Source organism: Chamaesiphon sp., assembly GCF_041738855.1.
GTDB lineage: Bacteria > Cyanobacteriota > Cyanobacteriia > Cyanobacteriales > Chamaesiphonaceae > Chamaesiphon.
The window spans coordinates 1-18,726 of record NZ_JBGSPA010000139.1 but is presented as its reverse complement, the minus strand read 5'-3'; the positions used below and the strand labels follow the sequence as shown (position 1 = coordinate 18,726).

Sequence of the window (18,726 nt, the reverse complement as noted above, 5' to 3'; positions counted from 1 at the left end):
AATCCGATTATTCCGTTGGAGGGTAGCAATCCCGCGCTGCGGGTCAGTTTGGACGGTAATCGCGCCATTCGACTGCGATTGAGCTAGAAAACTTGCAATCCGGCGATTGATAATATTAGCGCGATCGCTCGCACTGAGATTTGCAAGACTGCCAACTTGTACAATCACCTGCCCCCTCACCATAATGTCTGCAAAAAATACGCCATCCGTCGGCGTAGATATCTGCGGCGAGGGTAACGGTACGGCGACTGGCGGGGTGTCTTGGGCTACACCGACGATCGGCATCACCAAGAGCAATCCCATCCAGATAATTGTCATCAAGATCGATCGATCTCGATTGGTACTCAATTGTTGGCTAGTGAAAATTTTGAGCTGAACCATAGGGCACGATCGGTTGTGGGATTTAACGATTGGGGTTTAGGGCTGCGCGATCGCAAAACTCGCGGTGCCCTGAGAAAACACTACTACAAATCCAAAGGTAACAATTGCCATCCCGTCGTTAAAAAAACTTTCACTTTTCATCAAGATAGTTGGCTATGGATAACCAACTAAAATTAATCAAGATTTAGAACCGAAAACCAGCACCGACAGTCACACCAGTAGTTTGTCCCCGATCGGTACTTAACGGTACAATCAATGACGCTTTTAATCGCAGGCTGTCGCTGAGATCGAGATCGGCACCAGCCACTAAACCACCCGTAGTGATACTATTACTTCCCGTAGCGACATCGATCGAAGCACCTACAAAAGGGGTAATTACAATGTTATTTTCAGCATTTCTGAGTGGAAAATCATAAGTAAGCGCGGTACCAAAGTCCGTACCGCTACTGGCAAAGTAGATAAACGGACGTAACGATAGATTATCGCTAATCCCAAATTTAGAATCAATCCCGATTGCGGTTTGTCCATTACCAAACAGAACCGATGGCCCAATTGAACTCTGCCCAAGCAATTGTCCTTTAGCTGGCGTAATTACTCCCAGAGTGGCGATTGCAGATAGACAAGTAGCTAAGATAATATTATTTTTCATTGTAAATTCTCCATTTTAAAATAGAGGATATTTGTTAATTTTGCTCGATCGATTTAGTTAGTCATTCCGCCTTATGAGCGATTGCAGTATATTGGATTTATATACCCCTATTTTATATATTTGATTCAGTTAATTTATCCTCCTGCTGATAGATTTATAGCTAGTTAAATTCAGTTATAATAAGATTAAATATGGTAGTTTATTGCAGAGCTTAATAACTGATTAATAAGCTGGCAAGCTGATAAAAGCAGCACACCATCCCTCAAATCGGTAATGCCTTTAATCATGCTCAATTAAGAGATGAGGATTGTTCGATCGTCTTGACAGCGATTAGATACCGCTCCTGCACATCTTGGAGATCTATTTCTTCCTTAACTCCGGCATGGCTGCCACGTTCTACCGCGTCTGCATGACGCTGTAATGCGGTGCGATCTAGTTCCCGATGTGTAAACGGTGCGATCGTGGCGATCGCCTCTAATAACCGCATGGTGATGGCAACACTGGACTGACCGTACTGCCGAATCTGGTTGAAGGCAGTATCGATCGCATCGGCAAACTCCAGCGGGTCGGCAACGATCACCCGCAGCCGAGCGCGATCGTCGTAGCGATAGGGTGAGGGAATTTCTCGTTGTGCTAAATGACACAGAGCCGCATTCAACTGGTCGATGCAGCGGATCGCCGTAAACGGATCGTTAATTCCTGGAGACAAGGCGCGTGCGGCAATTTCGACTAGTTGGTCGAGCGAAAACTCCAGATCTTGCTGCTCGGTACGCCCGATACCCAGCACGACTGTATCGGCGATCTTGGCTGCCAGCTTTCGATCGCTCTTTTCTGCTGGAAAGACGCACATCAGTTGGCTACCCTTGACGACAAAGCGACCGGGACGTTGCTCGACTCGCAGCAGCAGATTATGTTCGGTCGCAATTTGCATCAGTTCGTCGTCATCGATCGCTTGAATATAGCCACTTTTTTTGGCTGTGATGCCACGGGAAAGCCGATCGAAATCAGCAGGAATATTGTCTAGACTCTCTGCTTCTGTCTGCGGTGAGGCACTGCGTCCGATCTGTTCGGGAAAAAGTCGATCGATCGTCTTATCGAGATCGTCACCGACTTTTTTGATGACTCGATCGACTTGAATCGATGCGGCGGAGTGATGAATAAAATAAATCAATACGCCAATACTGGCGATCGCCAAACCAATCCCGACAGTTACGGCTAGGTGCGGGACGAACTCATTTTCTTCAACCCCATTAACCGTGCGTAGCACCATCAAACAATACCCAAATGTGGCAATGAAGGTGCCCAGGACGAATTGGTTGCCTGTGTCTCGCATGAAGTTACGCAGTAAGCGCGGCCCAAACTGGGAAGATGCCAACTGAAGTGCGACGATCGTAATCGAAAAAGCCGTGGTCGCCACACTCATCATCGATCCCGCGATCGCTGATAAAATAGCCCGCGAACCGCTAGGGCCGAGGGAATAAGCCCAGCCTAGTTGTTCGATATTGTTGGTTTCTTTTCTCTGGTCGATGCCGATGGTAATAAATGACAGCCCAAGTGCCAGCACCAGCATCACAGTTGGCACAAACCAGAAGCTAGAATGTAACGAGTCCCAGAGTTTGCCTAACTTAGCGGATTTCATCGATCGGTTTGAGTAATGGGACTGGGCGAATGGCTGTTAGCCGCTGGCGTAACCTGGGGTCGATCCGGGTCTTGCGCCAACTGTTTGAGCATGTTAGTAATACTGCGCGGCTTCGGCACTTCGCCGTTGCCAGCAGGCCAGCCTTCGCGCTGCTGGTGGCGATCTCCATCGGTAGCTTCGGTCTGATCGTGGAATAAAATCTGCTGGGTGGGGAAGGGCAGATCGATCCCATTCCCGATCAGCTTGTTTTTGATATTCGTCAATACCCGATCTTGCAGATCGAGCACATCAGCCCGACGCGGTGGCTCCACCCACCACCGAGCGCGAATATTCACCGAGCTACCTGCTAGTTCGACGACAAGCGCATCAGCCGCAGGGCTGTCTAGCACTCCATCTATTTCATTCATTGCCTCCAAAATGAGTCGTCTGGCGGTATCGATATCATCGCCGTAGCCAATCCCGATGTCATACTCCAAACGGCGATGTTCAAAGGCGGTATTAACAATTACTGAGTTGGTAAATAATTCTGAATTAGGAATCACAATCCGCCGACCATCATAGGTGCGAATTGTGGTCGCGCGGGTTTGAATTTGTTCGACGGTACCCTCAAAATTCTTAAAGACAATTTGGTCGTCAATTTGAAATGGTTCGGTTAGAAGGATTAAAATACCTGCTAAAAAGTTTTGGAGAATATCTCGAAATGCAAACCCGATTGCTACTCCACTAATTCCCAATAGCTGCACCAAATCGCTGGCTCTGAGCGACGGAATGACAATCGACAGGGCAATGAATAATCCGACTAAAATCATTGTCCCTTGCGCCAATCGCCCCAGTACTAAGCCCAAATTGTGAGCTTGGCGGCGATCTTGCGTCAATCGTCTGACTAATTGTTTGAGGGTTCGGGCCGTAAAAAAGAAAATGGCAAAGACAATCAGTGCCAATACGATATTTGGCAATAAAATGATGAAGTCATTTGCCATGCCTTGGATTTTATTCCAAACAGTAGATATTTCTGTACTCACAACATAAATTACCAATATATTTACAGTGAATTTATCCCAAAGCGATCGACCAAACATCTACCAGAAGTTATGTATCGATATCAAGTAAGTACTGCTTTACCTAATTGAGTTTGTAGATCGCTCAGGCGAACGCCGATCGAGTTGGGTAAAACGATGTGTGCAGAGCCACCAAAGCGATCGACCGAACCTAGCCCAACTGCCCACATTCCAGCAGCGATCGCCGCTTCAATGCCAACCGCCGCATCTTCAACGACCACACAATGGGCGGGGTCGAGTCCCAACTGAGCAGCGGCATAGAGAAAGAGATCGGGGGCTGGCTTGGGATGTTCGACGCTGTTACCATCGGCGATTGCATCCACACGATCGGCAAGCCCTAATTTCTCAATCACCGTGCGCGCATTTTTGCTGGCAGAGCCAATCGCAATTTTTAAGCCCGATTGCCGGAGTTCGTCGAGTAGCTCTAGTGCTCCTGGCAAAATATCTTGAGGAGTAATGGCTTGAACGGATGCCACATAGTAGCGATTCTTGCGCTCCATCATTTCCTCTCGTTCTAGCTCTGAATAATAACGATCGCCGACGATCGCTAGCAGCGATTCGCGCCGAGACACGCCCCGCAGTGCTTCATTTGCCTGTCGATCGAAGGGCAGTCCTTCTTCATCCGCTAGTCGCTGCCAAGCCTGGTAGTGGCATTCAGCAGTGTCCGTCAACACGCCATCCAGGTCGAAGATGAAGCCCTGAATGTCCGGTACGTGAGCATTAGGGGTTTGAGAGTCCGGTGCGTGAGCCTTAGAGGGCGATAAATCAAAGCTGTGCCAGGTACCACGCCAGCACAATTTGAATTTGAGGCGCGTCCAGGTAGGCGGAAGCTGCGGGGTGGCAACAGGCGCACTTTTTTGAAGTTGAATACCACCGAAACCGAACACCACGGCTTGCCAGACACCGCCTGCTGAAGCCGCATGAATGCCATCAGCGGTGTTGCCACGATTATTGTCGAGATCCACCATTGCTGCCTGCATAAACTGTTTGTAAGCAACTGTTGTTGCACCCAAGTCGGCAGAGAGGAGCGCGTGAATCGCTGGAGTCAGGGATGAGCCGTAGGTGATGTCTGTGCGGGGAGCGTAGTAGTCCCAATTCGTTTGCAGCACCTCAAGGCTGTAGGGGAATGCTTGCATCCCTCGCATCAGGTAGAGGAGCATCAGCACGTCAGGTTGCTTGAGCACCTGTCGCTGGTTTGTTTCATCAATACCAAGTACCGCTTGCATGGAGCGATCGCGGGGTTCGTACTCGGTTAAATCGATATCTTGAAGCTGGAAAAATCCCTCGAACTGTTCGATTAGCTCTGTTTTGGCATCGTAAGGGATGTATATTTGAGCGATCGCCGCTTGCCAATGCCGCAGGCGATCGGCGGTGAGTGGCAGCCGTTGTGCCAGTGCCGCAGCCTGCTGGGGAAACTTGCGCTGCAACCACTCATAGACGGCAACTGCCTGTTCGAGATGCCACTGCACCATGCGATTGGTAAACGCATTGTTATGTACCTGCTCGTGGTATTCATCCGCACCGATTACCCCGCACAGTTCGTACCGTTGCTGCTGCTCGTGCCACTCCAAGCGACTCAGCCAGAAGCGGGCAGTGTCCAGAATAATTTCGGCTCCGTAGTCGCGCAGCCAGATGTCGTCACCTGTTGCCTGCCAGTATTGCCAGATCGCATAGGCAATGTCGGCACTTAGGTGGATTTCGCGATCGCGTACCCACATCCGCACCGCTTCGGCATAGGGATCGGTCGGGATTGACGATTTGGGTGTCACCTCGTCGCCTGTGGCAGCACTTTCCCAGGCAAACATGGCTCCCTCATACCCACTATGCGCGGCTTTGCGTCGTGCGCCAGCTAGGGTGTGATAGCGATAGCTCAACAAGTTGCGAGCGATCGCGGGTTGCGTCAAGGTGAAAAAAGGCAGGATAAAAATTTCGGTATCCCAGAAGGCGTGACCCCGATAGCCGAAGCCCGACAGTGTTTTGGCGGGAACGCTGACCCGATCGTTGTGCGGGGAGGCAGCGATGAAGAGTTGGAACAGGTTATAGCGCACTGCCAACTGCGCGGTGAGATCCCCCTCAATCTCGATGTCGCTGTGCTGCCAAACGGTGTTCCACGCCTGCTGGTGTGCGGCAAGCAGAACGGCATAGGAAGGCAACTCAGCCAATTTAGCTTGAGCCGCTTGTACGGGCAATTCCGCCTCTTGAGACGTAAACACCGTCACGAGCTTTTCTACGGTAATGGTCTGCCCCGCTGCCGCGCTGAAAGTTGCCGTTAAGGTGGGATGACCAGGAGAACTCGTTACCTGCCAGGAGGCAGCGGTGCCAACGACAGCGAGTTTGGTCGCCATGCCCAGTTCGATACGGGAACTGCGAGTCCGCACCTGGAGCCAAATTCCCGCCTCAATCTCTGGCTCGATCGTGCCCTGATGGATTTGCTCCCAGTGATTGAAGCCATGATTTTCGGGGTAGCCATTGAGGCTAGATTGGACTTCGATTTCGGCATCAAAATCAATCGGTGTAATCTGGCAGCGCAGCCCTAGTACGTGTGGATCGGCAAGGCTGGCAAAGCGTTCAAACTGTAACTCTAGTATTTTCCCCGTGGGACTGCGCCACCGGATCGATCGACTCAGAATGCCGTGACGTAAATCGAGCTGCCGTTCGTAGTGAATAATCTCGCCGCGATCGCGTAGCGTCCGCTCTGCGGAGTCGAGATGAAAGGGTTCACCGTTGACGATTATTATCAGAGACAGCCAATCGGGACAATTTGCCAGTTCGGTATAAATCACGGGCGCATCGTCAAACACCCCATGCACTAGAGTCGCTGGCAACGCCTTTGGATAGCCTTCCTCAAAGCTGCCCCGCGTCCCTAAATACCCATTGCCGATCGTAAAAACGGTTTCTCTAGCACGCAACTGCTCTGGATCTAATTGAGATTCGGTCAGCGTCCAGTCTGTGTAAGTTAAACCGCGATCGTGCTTTGTAGTCATAATAAGTAACGCTCATTTTGGTAGTGATAATTTCTGTTGCAAAGTCGATCTCTATTGCCATGCCTTGGATATTGACTGACCACTTACTTTGGGTTGTGTTGTCTAGAAAAAAGTTTTTCAATAGTACTCTGCTCTTTTGGGTGATAATTTACACAATCGATCGATTCCTCCGTGAGAACGTTTGTTGGATGGAGAGCGCATTTGAGATAGGGATTATTGTTGAAATACCGACAGCGATAACACGGCACATTATCTGGCGGGTTAAAGCTCGATGCAGACTGTTGACGCGCCGAAATGTAGATATAAGCGATGGCAGCGATTGTTGAGAAGACAAGAAAATTGATAATCGTCGCGAAATCGATATTACTAAATATAATTCCGGTCTGGCTTGAAACTGGTGCCTCAGATGCTTGAGTTGTAATGGATCTTGTTTGCATGGGCATGACTTTATCCAGGTAATCTAATCAGTTGGACGATGTAGCCAGTTAAATACGCTTAATGAAGCCACCACTCCGACAAAATGAGCTGTTATGCCTGTCGTATTTGCGGCGGCTACAAATACATCCACCGATCGAATAGGGTCGTAAATGGCGACTCCTTTGGGTTAAGACACCGACTTGGCGAGTAGCACGGCAATGGTGGCACCCATCCCCAAAATCATCAGCAATATGCCGATCGCTCCTGTAATTACACTCAGTTAACGACCGACAATATAGTTGGTAGCGGGATTGGTAGGCAGCGGCGTAACCTTTCCTTGATACACCAAGGCTTGATGAATTAAGGCACTAACTTCGCCGCGAGTTGCCGCTTGATTCGGGTTTAATACTCGTAGATCGGGATAATTCACCACAATTCCGGCAGCAGTTGTCTTGGCAACCGCATCGACCGCATTCTGCGGAATCTGCGCGGCATCCCGATAGTACTCACTGATGGCGATTTTGCCATTCGGCGCAGGTGGTGGGGTGCTGCTAGCAGTTGGAGTTGGAGTTGGAGTTGGCGGAGTGACAGCGGCATTAGGAGCGGGTTGAGTACTGCTAGTCGGTGCTGAATTGACAGCGGCAATCGCTCTTGCTGGCGTTGTCATCAATGGCTGCATTAGTGCCATCAGGCCGAGAGGAAACATCATTGTTTTTTTTGCGCTCGTGTTTGCAGGCTGTTGGGCTACGGACGTAGTAGTATCTGTAGTTGCAGGCTGTTGGGCTGCTGGCGTAGTAGTAGGCGTAGTTGCAGGCTGTTGGGTTGCTGGCGTAGTAGTAGCGACAGTAGTTGAAGGCAAGTTGAGTTTTCGGGCTAGCGCAGTTAATACTTGAACCTTGGTGACGGGTTGTTTGGGGCGAAACTCTTGACCTGGATAGCCGTCCATGAACCCCATTTCGTATGCCTCTTTAATTGCCGCTGATGCCCAGTAGCCATCAGGAACGTCTGTATACGTGCTGCCGCTAGCAATCTGCCGCACTGGAGCTTTATCGAATGCTTGCCGTAGAATTGCTGCAAACTCATCGCGACTGACAGTTTTTGCGGGGCGAAAGGTATTATCGGGATAACCCGTGACAACATTGCGTTGTGCTAAAGCGTGAATGAACGGCTGCGCCCAATAATTTTGCGTATCGGGAAAGCTGGTATTTGCTGTAGTATTCGGCACTGCTGGAGCTGGAGCTGGAGTTTGAGCTGTAGCCAAATAAGGCGCGATCGCGCCAGCCATCAAACCAACTACTAACATTGTTACACCCACAATGGAACTCAATTGCGAACGTAGGATCGTAGCTTTTATCTTACTCATTTTCTTACTTCTAAGTTTACTAATTAGATCGATCGACTAAAATGATATTTTTAACAATTAAATTAGTCTTTATTCATTACTTTCAAGCATTGCTTTTGCTTTCAAGAGTTCTCGATGTTGTTCCTTGCTAATCTTTGGGTAATGGAGATTTAGTTCTTCCAACTTGGTATAAATAATCCCAGCTACGACAAGCCTAGTGAACCATTTGCGATCGGCTGGAATAATATACCAAGGTGCCCATTCAGTACTGGTATGATTAAACATGTCCTCATAGACAGTCATATAGTCATCCCAGCGAGCGCGCTCTTTTGCATCATTAATAGAGAACTTCCAGTTCTTCTCCGGTCGATCGATCCGTTCCAAAAAGCGTTCTTTTTGCTCGTCTTTAGACACATTCAGGAAGAACTTTAAGATAATCGTTCCGTTATTTACCAGATACTTCTCAAAGTTGTTGATTTCTTCAAAGCGACGTTCCCAAATTTGTTTGTCGATTAAATGCGGCGGAAGTTGTCGCTGCTCCATAATTTCTGGATGGATGCGCGTGATTAAGATTTCCTCGTAATGAGAGCGATTAAAAATGCCAATTTGCCCTCGCTCTGGTAGAGCTTTGGAACATCGCCATAAATAGTCATGCTCCAACTCTGTTGCTGAAGGAGCTTTGAAGCTATTGACTTGGCATCCCTGGGGATTAATCCCCGACATGACGTGCTTGATGGTACTATCTTTACCCGCAGCATCCATCGCCTGAAAAACAATTAGCAAGGAATGGGTATTTTGGGCATAAAGCAGGTATTGATATTTTGCTAGAGTCTTAATACCTGCTTTTAATTGACCTTTGGCTTTCGACTTTTTGAGATGACTGGCTTTAAAACCCGAATCGTAATCTTTGGCAAGATTGATTCGCTGCCCTGGCGGTACGAGAAAAGGACTAATTAAATCGTCTAGTTGCTCGATCGGAAATGGGTGCGATGGTGAATCGATGTGGCTATTGTTGGAGGTACTGGTTGGCATGGTTTAAGTTTTTTGTGTATATGCAATCGATTTAGTAAAGCCACAGCCGCGATCTATTTAACGCTTAGGCAGATCGCGTCTGTGGCTTGTACTTGCGAGCGTTCTACAGAATTTGCACCAAATCTTCCGATTCAGTAAACCAGTAACCCTGGCGATTGTAATGTTGATGCAGTAGAGTTTCGTACTCCCGCATGAGCAGCGTCTCCTGCATATATTCCGGCGATTGTTTGATGATTTCGCAGGGTAGATTGATGAAGACTTTCGACTCATCCCAGCTCACCCGCTCGATCCATTGTGGTGAAACTAGAACTTTTTTTCCCGACCACCAATTGACTGTATCGATAATTAGATACCGAATCGCCCACGTTTGGTCATCGATAATAAAGTCCTCGACGTGCCCGATCTCGCCGTCTGTAGCTTGAATGTGATAGCCACTCACCTCCTGAGTGCTTCGCAAGTTGGGATCTCCCTTTTCCTCTACTGGAGTAGGTTTGTACCATTGTTCGCGATCGCGCTGAATATAAGGGTAAGCTCCCCACATGGATAAGCCACTCCAATACATTGGGTACCCATAATATCCGTAATAATCCGTCTCGAATTGTTGCGAAACGGGTTTGTCACTGCTCAAGGATGGACTATTCTCAATCTGCTGTTTGGTCAAATCGACGGTGATGTACTGGTCTATATCATCCGCAGCCACCAGCGCATACGGTGAAATCAGCACTTGTCTGCCCGTCAGCCAGCCTCCGGTGTCGGCGACTAGATAGCGAATCGTCCAGTGCCGATCGTCGAAATAAAATTCTTTGACCTTGCCGATTTCACCGTCGAGACTATTCAATTTGAAACCTTCGAGGGTTTTAACTTTGATGAACATAATTACAATTCCCTTAATTATTTGAGTTTGGCGATCGGCTATTTATCGATCGCTCAACCGTCCGAGCGTAGTTTCTAGCAAATTTTTCATTTTCTCGGCAGCACCACTAACAGCCTGCTCTGGGGTCGCCGCTCGATCGGTCACGGCGATTGGTTGGTGGCTGGCAAGACGAACTTCGAGCAGGCAGCGTTTATCGTCAGTGCCAAATTTCTCGCCGCTATTCTCATCGCTGAGATGAACTTCCACCCGCGTGATTTGCGAGCTAAAGCGATCTAAAGTGTCACGTACCACAGTTTCAACTGCTTGAACTAGCACGGTGTTGCCTTCGATATTACTGTCGGTTCCAACTTGGATTTTCATGTGTTTATTCTCCTAATTTAAGTTTAGTAAAAAAGCTGTGATTATCTGTCTACATTTAGATGGATACAGGTGTCTTCAATTGTGTAATAAAGCTTAAATAAAATGCGCTGCTATTATCAGTTTTATAATGAATTTTAAAACTCTAATTTTCTTCTCATAGCATCAAATCATGCCGAAGATCGTGCTTCTATTTGTCGATCGAGGATTGTTAAAATTGATGAACGATCGCAGCTAAATCTAACGGGAAGGAGGGAAAAACAATACTGGCGACCAGCTCATCCGCAGTAATTCTGCTGCAAAACTAGCCATAATCCACTCCTGAAATTTCCCGATCGTGCCAGTAGAAATGGCGATCGTGCTAATTTCCTCCATTTGAGCTACCTCTAAAATCTCGGTTAGCGGCGTTCCCCGGCGTAAGTCTGTTGTTACTTGTAAATTTGCTGCCTCCAGATCGACTTTGATGTCAGCCAGGAGGTTTTGCTCTGTCTGAGTGGGGATGTCGCCAGTCACCCAAGACAGCACGCACCGCTCCAGAAATCGATCGGTCTGTTTTTGAGCCAACTGCTTTATCTGCTCGACCAAAAAATTGGCGGCTGTACTGCCGTCATAAGGAACCAGTACAGCGCGAAATAAATGCTGGCAACGGAGCCTTAGCTCCTCGCCAGTAAATGCCGCAATTAACTGAGGACGGAGAATCAGCAGCGGGATCGTCGTGCGGCGAGATAATTCGGTCATCGTACTGCCCCGCAGTAGATCGACAAGCGAGCTGTGCGTTTGGGAACCCAAGACGATCGATTCAGAGCCATAGCTCCTAGCAACCTGAAGAATCGTCTCAACGGATTGCCCCGATCGCACCTCAATGTGGATTTCGACCCCAGCCGGACTCTTCCCAACTGCCGCAGTCAGTCGCGCTTGAGCTTGTTCTACGCGATCGTTATCGCTCTTGGGAACAGTGCGCGTTTCTAATAGTGGAACGACGTGGAGAAACACAATTTGCTTCATCCCGCCAGCCGCTAAAGCGTCAGTATAATGTGCCAGCCGCTGCAAACCATCTTTAAAATCCGTGCAAATCAAAACTCGTTCAAACATAACTATTTACTCCAAAAAAAAGAATATTTTGTATAGATCGCCAGGACTCTAAATCAAGCTTTATCGATCGACATAATCTGTACGATTTGTAGGTTGAATTGCGGATGCTCGGAGCAAAAATCGAGTTATTTTCTGTCGGTTCTAACTTAGATTTTTATTTATTTATTTTCCTGGTTTAAATATCGAAGATTGTTAAAGCTGGCAACGGAGTTAAGGCTCCTCCGCAGTGAATGCCGCGATCGATTGAGGGTGGAGAATCACCAGTGGGATCGGCGTGCGGCGAGATAATTCGGCGATCGTACTACTGCCTCGGAGGATTTCGGTCAGGGAGTTATGCGTCTGAGAACCCAGGAAGATCGATTCAGAGCCATAGCTGTTAGCAACCTGAAGGATCGTCTCGACGGATTGCCCCGATCGCACCTCTATGTGGACATCGGCTCCCGCCGGACTCGATCCAACTGCCTCAGTCAGTTGCGCTTGAGCTTGTTCGACGCGATCGTTATCGCGCTTAGGAATAGTGTGCGTTTCTAAGAGCGGAACGACATGGAGAAACACAATTTGCTTCATCCCGTCAGCCGCTAAAGAGTCGGTATAATGCGCCAGCCGCTGCAAACCATCCTTAAAATCCGTACAAATTAATACCCGTTCAAGCATAACTATTCACTCTAAAAAAAGAAGATTCTGGATAGATTGGCAGGACTATAAATCGAGCTTTATCGATCGACAGTTGAGGCGATTGGATCGGGAGGATATTTGGGCTGAGATGTTTGAGATCGTTCGCTAGAATCGCGAATCAAAGTGGCAACTAAACCCGTCCAACCCGTTTGATGATTCGCTCCCAACCCAGCACCATTATCGCCATTAAAATATTCGTAAAATAGCAATAAATTTTGCCACTGTGGCTGCTTGAATAAAGGATTTTGGTCGTGAACTGGACGCTCGACTCTTTCGTCGGGTGCGAAAATGCTAATTAAACGACGCGATAGTTCGGTGGCTACCTCTGCTAGTGTCAGCCACTGTCCCGATCCGGTGGGACATTCGACTGTGAAGTCATCACCGAGATAAGTATGAAACTTTTGGAGCGATTCAATTATCAGAAAATTCATCGGGAACCAAATTGGCCCCCGCCAGTTGGAATTGCCCCCAAACATGCCTGTGGTCGATTCGGCAGGTTCATAGGCAATGGTATGTGTTTGTCCCCCTTCAGCGAACGTGTAGGGCTGTTGGGCATGAATTTTTGAGAGCGATCGCACTCCATAAGGGCTGAGGAACTCGGTTTCATCTAGCAAGCGGTGGATGACGTGCTTGAGTCGCTCGATCGGATTGACGATCGCCAGCAATCGTCTGGATTCCGCTCCTGGTGTTGACAAAGCTGCCAGATTGCGCTGCAAGTTGGGGCGATTGTTGATAAACCACTCAAAGCGACGTTTGAAATCGGGTAATCGGTCTAGAGTAGCCGATTCTAGAATTCCGGTGGCAAATAATGGCACTAGTCCGACCATCGATCGAACTTTCAAATGGTGATATCGAGTGTCAGGTAAGTGCAACACATCGTAGAAAAATCGATCTTCTTCATCCCACAACGGCACATTTTGCTCGCCGACATGATTCATGGCATCGGCTATATACAAAAAATGCTCGAAAAACTTGCTGGCAATATCTTCATAAGTGGGATTGGTTTTAGTTAGCTCTAGGGCAATCTCTAACATATTCAGACAATACATCCCCATCCAACTAGTAGCGTCGGATTGTTCGAGATATCCGCCTGTCGGTAGTGCTGCACTGCGATCGAAGATGCCAATATTATCTAATCCTAAAAACCCACCTTGAAAAATGTTGTTGCCGTTGTGGTCTTTCTGGTTCACCCACCAGGTAAAGTTGAGCAATAACTTCTGAAACACGCGCTCTAGAAATTGTGGATCGCTGCGGCCATATACTTCCTGCTCGATCTGGTAGACGCGCCAAGTCGCCCAAGCATGAACGGGCGGATTGACATCGCTAAAATGCCACTCGTAGGCGGGAATCTGCCCATTTGGGTGCATGTACCATTCGCGGGTGAGCCGATCTAATTGGCGTTTGGCAAAGTCGGGATCGATCGTTGCTAGCGGCAGGCAATGAAACGCCAGATCCCAAGCTGCAAACCACGGAAACTCCCACTTATCGGGCATCGAAATGATGTCATCGTTAAACAGATGAATCCAGTTTGAATTGCGCGGATTGTGACGATGCGGCGGCGGTTGGGTCGGATCGCCCTGGAGCCAATCTTCAACCACGTAATGATAGTATTGTTTCGTCCACAGCAGTCCGGCAAACGCCTGTCTTTGAATCTGCCGTGCATCGTCTGAGATTCGATCGGGCGTGATGCGCTGATAGAATTCATCCGCTTCTTGCTGACGCAGTGCAAATATATCTGCAAATTCGGCGAAGGGTGCGGTTAAATCGGCACGATTTGTCAGACGTAATTGGATTGTTTGCGATTGGTGGGCATCTAGAGTCAGTTCGTAATCGGCAGCGGCTTTGGTGCCGATCTGTTGGGGATTTACGGCTTCGGTGCGCCCATGTACGATGTAGTCGTTAATGCCATCTTTGACATAAGGTGACGAGTTTTGAGTACCGAATAATCGATCGGAATTAGTCTCATTTTCGGTAAATAATAGTGCTGTAGACTGGCAATAGAGATAGCGATCGCCCAAAGTGGGATGGTTAGCTGTGATGACAATACTCGATCCTGTACTCTCTCCTTGCTGTAACTGCGGTTTGGGACTATCGAGATCCCACGACCAAGTATTCCGAAACCAGAGTGTTGGTAATAAATGAAGCGTTTGCCGTTCTGTACCGCGATTGATGGCGGTAATCTGAATCAGCATGTCTTCGTCCGTGGCTTTGGCATACTCGATATAGATATCAAAATAGCGATCGTCATCAAACACACCAGTATCTGCTAACTCAAACTCTGGCTCGTGATAACCCCGGCGTTGGTTCTCCTGCACGAGTTGGGTGTAGGGAAAAGCAGCGTGTGGATACTTGTAGAGATACTTCATATAGGCGTGGCTGGGCGTGTTGTCGAGATAGAAGTAGTACTCCTTGACATCCTCGCCGTGATTGCCTTCAGGGCCAGTCAGCCCAAATAGCCGCTCTTTGAGAATCGGGTCTTCGCCATTCCACAATGCGATCGCAAAACACAACCGTTGATGATTGTCTGAAATGCCAGCAATCCCATCTTCACCCCACCGATACGCCCGCGATCGCGCCTGCTCGTGGGGAAAATGCTCCCAAGCGGCACCATCGGCACTATAATCTTCCCGAACGGTGCCCCACTGACGTTCGCTCAAGTATGGCCCCCATCTGCGCCAATAGGCTTGGCGATCGCGGTCTGCTGTCAGTCGTTGTTCTTCTGCGGTCATAACTATACCTCTCGATCGTGAATTTTAACGTCGTCGAATTGTGCCGTCGGGCATGATGGTATCTTTTAGATCCGCACCCTGCAAATTGGCTCCAGTGATATTTGCATCTTGCAGACTGGCTTTCTCTAGTTTGGATTGCTGTAAATTGGCATTCTGAAGTGCAGCCCCTTGTAAGTTGGCTTTTTCGAGATCGGCATTAGTGAGATTGGCACCTTGGAGATTCGCGCCTTGGAGGTTTGCTTTACCTAAATCCGCTCGGAATAGATTGGCTCCTTGAAGGTTGGCGTTTTGCAAATTTGCATCATCGAGATCGGCATTCTGCAAGTTGGCTCCACTCAAATTACAGCCCGCACATTGTTTGGTTTGTTGCAACCGAGTTATTTCAGCGGATCGGTTGGGAGCTTGAGCGATTGGGGCAGGATCGGTGGGAGTTATGACAACTGGATTGCTTGGAGTTGTGGCAACTGGAGGAGGTTGATTTTCTGGTTGGATAGATGTCGAGGGCTGTTGGGTATTGCAACTGGCGATCGCTGGAAGCAGCAACAGTGAAAGGCTCCAGAATTTGATTTTTTTGGAAATAGAGGGTTGGATAGTCATGATGAAGAGTTGGGGTGAGGGGGTGATAATTTTCAGGCTTTAGGCTGACCAAGATTCGCGAAAATCAGCGTAGAGGGTGAGTCCACCATCGATATACAATGTTTGTCCGGTGATATATGCGGCTTCATCTGAAGCCAGAAATGCCACAGCCGCCGCCATCTCTTCAGATGTGCCAGCCCGTCCCATCGGAATATGGCTTTCGACAACAGCTTTTTTATCTGGATTATCGATCCAGTCTTGATTGATTGGGGTTACGGTCGCACCAGGCGCGATCGCATTGACGCGAATCTGTCGATCGGCATATTCTAGTGCCAGCGTTTTGGTTAAGTTTCCCATTCCACCTTTGCTAATTGAATAACTCAAATATGTAGGGCGCGGAATAATTTCATGAACGCTAGAAATATTGATAATAGTGCCAGCTTGCTGTCGGGATAATAGATGCTTGATTGTTTCCCGCGCGCACAGAAATGCACCTCGAAGATTGACATCTAAGACTCGATCGAATTCATCTGCTGATATCTCGTGCGACGGACACTCGGTTTGGATTCCGGCATTATTAATCAGAATATCCAGACCGCCAAATTGCTCTACTACCGTATTAACTAGCTCGATAACCTCATCTTCTTTAGATACATCACCCTGAACGATTAGCGATTTTACGCCACAGTCTTCGACTTGCCCACAAGCTTTCTGCATTGCCTGTTCTTCGGTTTCGGCGGCTTCTTCGGCATTTTTTCGGTAATTGATAGCAATGTTGCAACCTTCTTGAGCGAGTCGAATGGCGATCGCTTGCCCGATCCCCGAACTCGCTCCAGTAATTAGGACATTTTTTCCAGTTAATCCGTTCATAGTTAGTTTTTGATAATTATTTAATTCACTCAATCTCAAATGGTTCTACTCGATCTAATCGATTTAGTTCTAACTCAATGATATTTGCTTGTAGTTGTGCGGCAAATACTCTGGCAGTCTCTCGATCTCCGCGAGCAATATTAAGTAAAATCTTGCCGCTCTCCTGCTCTGGAAACTGTCTGACAGTTGTAATGCGGCACGTTTGGACGACCAGACGGTTTACAAACCAATTTGACTTTAAAACAACACTCGATATTTCATCATAAGGAATTTGAATTTCGATAATGCGAGTGTGAGTTTTCCCAAACCAATTATCTTTAATTTCAACTTCGATCTGCAATCTTTCAGCATTAAGTTGAGCAATCCCATTGGCGGTTTCAAATTCTCGCATCCCAGGAACTGAAAATGGTAAGATTGACATTTTCCATCTATCTAGACTAACTAAGTATTGAATCTCCTCACTTAAATAATGTTGAGATAAATTAACATAAAGCTTGCATAATCGATTGTGCAGATCCCGATCGTGATGGTCGATCGAATTTAAACATCACGATCGCTCAAATTTCTAGCCAACTATCTTTAGTATCAAACACAAATATGACGCAATAGTGACAGCCTACAAGTTTGCTCTGAGAATGTCCCATGTTGTTAATGTAGATCGGGCTATGTAACAAGCCTGTAATAGCTGTTATTCCTAATACAGAAGCAATCGGACTAAATTACAAAACCTTCAACGTGGATTTGCGGTGGACGTTGATACGGCAAACTCTGACGGCACGATCGGCACTCCGCGCTGTCGAGCATAAACTTTTGTAAAAACTGCGCCTGAAAACAGAACTTGTGCGACGTAAAAAATCCAGGTAATTACAATCAGAAAAGAGCCTGCCACACCATAACCAGAGCCGATATTTGCCATGCTCAAAAATACCCCAAACAATGCTTGTCCTGCTATGAAAAGTAGCGCGGCGATCGTCGCGCCTATTAAGGTATTGCGCCAGTGAATTTCTATATCTGGCAAGATCGTATACATCGCAGCAAAGACCATAATAATTAAATTAAAGGAGATGAGCCAGCGCAGCATTAGCCAGAGGCTGCCTAATCCAGGCAACCACCGATCGAGCGTAGTGACAATAACCGCAAGTAAACTATTAGAAATCGCCGCAACTAACAGCAAAAACACGATCGCCAAAATCATCGTAAAAGACAATAGCCGTTTGCGGAAAAAGTGCGCGATCTGTCTTCCTGGAGCTGGCTGGACTTCCCAAATTCGATCGAGAGCCTGCTGAATTTGGGCAAAGATACTAGATGCACCAACGACGAAGAAGCCTAAATTCATCGCCAGTTGTAATGGGCTTTCACCCGTCTGGGCGCGCAGATTGGTAATGGCAGTTGCTAGCAATTCGGCTCCCTCTGCTCCGATCGAATCGGTCATTTGGGTAACAATTTGTGCTTTTGCCGTCGCTTCACCAAAGATCGCGCCCAGCATCATGATGACTAAAATCATCAAAGGAGCGAGGGCGAAAACAGTTGAATAAGCCAGAGCCGATGCCAGCAGCGATACATCGCAAGCCTGCCACTCAACTAGCGTTGCTCCTACCAATCGCCGAACTTTGCTGTTGCTAACCATAATGTGCGATCGAATGATAGTTGACAGTGTTAAAATCCAAGCTGGTTATGACCGCGCCAGATGTTTAGTGCGAACTTAGATTATCAATAGCGAAAAATGGCGGCGATCTGTCGGTCGTCGGGAACCTGTCCTGGCTCTACAGCGTAAATCGTACCCGCATTGAGTAACGTGTGTAGGGCTGCCAGGTTCAGCAAATCTTCGTCACCCGCTGCTGGTCGATCGTGAATCTGCACCGCGTTCGTTTCTGGATCGAAACTCCCCCAAACTTGCTCGCCCACGGTTACGAATAAGGTTTCAACGCGCTGAAAATAGGCAGCAGATACAACCTGTTCGATCGTGTGGGCAGTTTTGCCAGTGCCTTGTAGTGCCTCAAAGCGTTCGACTGTTGATTCTTTGGCTAGTTCAAAATAGGGCTGGACGATTT

Annotated in this window: 16 protein-coding genes and 2 pseudogenes; all 18 read right to left on the bottom strand. The window is 47.9% G+C overall.

The annotated features are described in order from the left end of the window. Positions 1–381: pseudogene (locus tag ACEW9I_RS14245) on the bottom strand (mechanosensitive ion channel family protein); the annotation flags it as partial. 184 nt (positions 382–565) lie between these two features. After that, on the bottom strand, positions 566–1,030 hold the full coding sequence (locus ACEW9I_RS14240; RefSeq protein ID WP_373540995.1) for a hypothetical protein: 465 nt from the start codon (positions 1,028–1,030) through the stop codon (positions 566–568). Positions 1,031–1,319: 289 nt separating this feature from the next. Next, complete coding sequence (locus ACEW9I_RS14235; RefSeq protein ID WP_373540994.1) at positions 1,320–2,669, bottom strand: DUF2254 domain-containing protein; 1,350 nt, start codon at positions 2,667–2,669, stop codon at positions 1,320–1,322. Then, on the bottom strand, positions 2,666–3,691 hold the full coding sequence (locus tag ACEW9I_RS14230; RefSeq protein ID WP_373540993.1) for a mechanosensitive ion channel family protein: 1,026 nt from the start codon (positions 3,689–3,691) through the stop codon (positions 2,666–2,668). The genes ACEW9I_RS14235 and ACEW9I_RS14230 overlap by 4 nt, the downstream gene beginning before the upstream one ends. Before the next feature lie 80 nt (positions 3,692–3,771). Next, the gene (pgmB, locus tag ACEW9I_RS14225; protein ID WP_373540992.1) at positions 3,772–6,711 is read right to left on the bottom strand and encodes a beta-phosphoglucomutase; all 2,940 of its coding nucleotides are present in this window, start codon (positions 6,709–6,711) and stop codon (positions 3,772–3,774) included. Positions 6,712–7,171: 460 nt separating this feature from the next. Beyond that, the gene (locus ACEW9I_RS14220) at positions 7,172–7,300 is read right to left on the bottom strand and encodes a DUF3611 family protein (protein ID WP_373540996.1); all 129 of its coding nucleotides are present in this window, start codon (positions 7,298–7,300) and stop codon (positions 7,172–7,174) included. A 108-nt stretch (positions 7,301–7,408) separates the two neighbouring features. Beyond that, positions 7,409–8,491 carry an S-layer homology domain-containing protein gene (locus ACEW9I_RS14215; protein ID WP_373540991.1) on the bottom strand — a complete coding sequence of 361 codons (1,083 nt, stop codon included), beginning with the start codon at positions 8,489–8,491 and terminating at the stop codon, positions 7,409–7,411. A 69-nt stretch (positions 8,492–8,560) separates the two neighbouring features. After that, the gene (locus ACEW9I_RS14210; RefSeq protein ID WP_373540990.1) at positions 8,561–9,502 is read right to left on the bottom strand and encodes a polyphosphate kinase 2 family protein; all 942 of its coding nucleotides are present in this window, start codon (positions 9,500–9,502) and stop codon (positions 8,561–8,563) included. A 103-nt stretch (positions 9,503–9,605) separates the two neighbouring features. After that, entirely contained in the window at positions 9,606–10,376 is a 771-nt protein-coding gene (locus tag ACEW9I_RS14205; RefSeq protein WP_373540989.1) for a PRC-barrel domain-containing protein, read from the bottom strand. A gap of 42 nt (positions 10,377–10,418) precedes the next feature. Beyond that, positions 10,419–10,736 (bottom strand): HPF/RaiA family ribosome-associated protein, encoded by a 318-nt coding sequence (locus ACEW9I_RS14200; protein ID WP_373540988.1) that lies wholly within the window; start codon positions 10,734–10,736, stop codon positions 10,419–10,421. 237 nt (positions 10,737–10,973) lie between these two features. Further along, positions 10,974–11,825: a universal stress protein gene (locus ACEW9I_RS14195; RefSeq protein WP_373540987.1), complete on the bottom strand. Its 852-nt coding sequence runs from the start codon at positions 11,823–11,825 to the stop codon at positions 10,974–10,976. 210 nt (positions 11,826–12,035) lie between these two features. Beyond that, positions 12,036–12,479, bottom strand: a complete 444-nt coding sequence (locus tag ACEW9I_RS14190) for a universal stress protein (protein ID WP_373540986.1) — start codon at positions 12,477–12,479, stop codon at positions 12,036–12,038. A 59-nt stretch (positions 12,480–12,538) separates the two neighbouring features. Next, positions 12,539–15,229 carry a glucosidase gene (locus tag ACEW9I_RS14185; RefSeq protein WP_373540985.1) on the bottom strand — a complete coding sequence of 897 codons (2,691 nt, stop codon included), beginning with the start codon at positions 15,227–15,229 and terminating at the stop codon, positions 12,539–12,541. Positions 15,230–15,253: 24 nt separating this feature from the next. Then, entirely contained in the window at positions 15,254–15,826 is a 573-nt protein-coding gene (locus ACEW9I_RS14180; protein ID WP_373540984.1) for a pentapeptide repeat-containing protein, read from the bottom strand. A 39-nt stretch (positions 15,827–15,865) separates the two neighbouring features. Further along, positions 15,866–16,675, bottom strand: coding sequence for a glucose 1-dehydrogenase (locus ACEW9I_RS14175; protein ID WP_373540983.1), 810 nt, complete (start codon positions 16,673–16,675; stop codon positions 15,866–15,868). 25 nt (positions 16,676–16,700) lie between these two features. After that, positions 16,701–17,096: a hypothetical protein gene (locus tag ACEW9I_RS14170; RefSeq protein ID WP_373540982.1), complete on the bottom strand. Its 396-nt coding sequence runs from the start codon at positions 17,094–17,096 to the stop codon at positions 16,701–16,703. Positions 17,097–17,405: 309 nt separating this feature from the next. Continuing rightward, positions 17,406–18,302, bottom strand: coding sequence for a YihY/virulence factor BrkB family protein (locus ACEW9I_RS14165; RefSeq protein WP_373540981.1), 897 nt, complete (start codon positions 18,300–18,302; stop codon positions 17,406–17,408). A gap of 83 nt (positions 18,303–18,385) precedes the next feature. Beyond that, positions 18,386–18,726: pseudogene (locus ACEW9I_RS14160) on the bottom strand (hypothetical protein); the annotation flags it as partial.

Excerpts from the sequence above, each read along its gene's own strand:
- ACEW9I_RS14240 (WP_373540995.1), bottom strand. The coding sequence starts at position 1,030 with ATGAAAAATAATATTATCTTAGCTACTTGTCTATCTGCAATCGCCACT.
- ACEW9I_RS14235 (WP_373540994.1), bottom strand. The coding sequence starts at position 2,669 with ATGAAATCCGCTAAGTTAGGCAAACTCTGGGACTCGTTACATTCTAGC.
- pgmB (WP_373540992.1), bottom strand. The coding sequence starts at position 6,711 with ATGACTACAAAGCACGATCGCGGTTTAACTTACACAGACTGGACGCTG.
- ACEW9I_RS14215 (WP_373540991.1), bottom strand. The coding sequence starts at position 8,491 with ATGAGTAAGATAAAAGCTACGATCCTACGTTCGCAATTGAGTTCCATT.
- ACEW9I_RS14210 (WP_373540990.1), bottom strand. The coding sequence starts at position 9,502 with ATGCCAACCAGTACCTCCAACAATAGCCACATCGATTCACCATCGCAC.
- ACEW9I_RS14205 (WP_373540989.1), bottom strand. The coding sequence starts at position 10,376 with ATGTTCATCAAAGTTAAAACCCTCGAAGGTTTCAAATTGAATAGTCTC.
- ACEW9I_RS14200 (WP_373540988.1), bottom strand. The coding sequence starts at position 10,736 with ATGAAAATCCAAGTTGGAACCGACAGTAATATCGAAGGCAACACCGTG.
- ACEW9I_RS14195 (WP_373540987.1), bottom strand. The coding sequence starts at position 11,825 with ATGTTTGAACGAGTTTTGATTTGCACGGATTTTAAAGATGGTTTGCAG.
- ACEW9I_RS14190 (WP_373540986.1), bottom strand. The coding sequence starts at position 12,479 with ATGCTTGAACGGGTATTAATTTGTACGGATTTTAAGGATGGTTTGCAG.
- ACEW9I_RS14185 (WP_373540985.1), bottom strand. The coding sequence starts at position 15,229 with ATGACCGCAGAAGAACAACGACTGACAGCAGACCGCGATCGCCAAGCC.
- ACEW9I_RS14180 (WP_373540984.1), bottom strand. The coding sequence starts at position 15,826 with ATGACTATCCAACCCTCTATTTCCAAAAAAATCAAATTCTGGAGCCTT.
- ACEW9I_RS14175 (WP_373540983.1), bottom strand. The coding sequence starts at position 16,675 with ATGAACGGATTAACTGGAAAAAATGTCCTAATTACTGGAGCGAGTTCG.
- ACEW9I_RS14170 (WP_373540982.1), bottom strand. The coding sequence starts at position 17,096 with ATGTCAATCTTACCATTTTCAGTTCCTGGGATGCGAGAATTTGAAACC.
- ACEW9I_RS14165 (WP_373540981.1), bottom strand. The coding sequence starts at position 18,302 with ATGGTTAGCAACAGCAAAGTTCGGCGATTGGTAGGAGCAACGCTAGTT.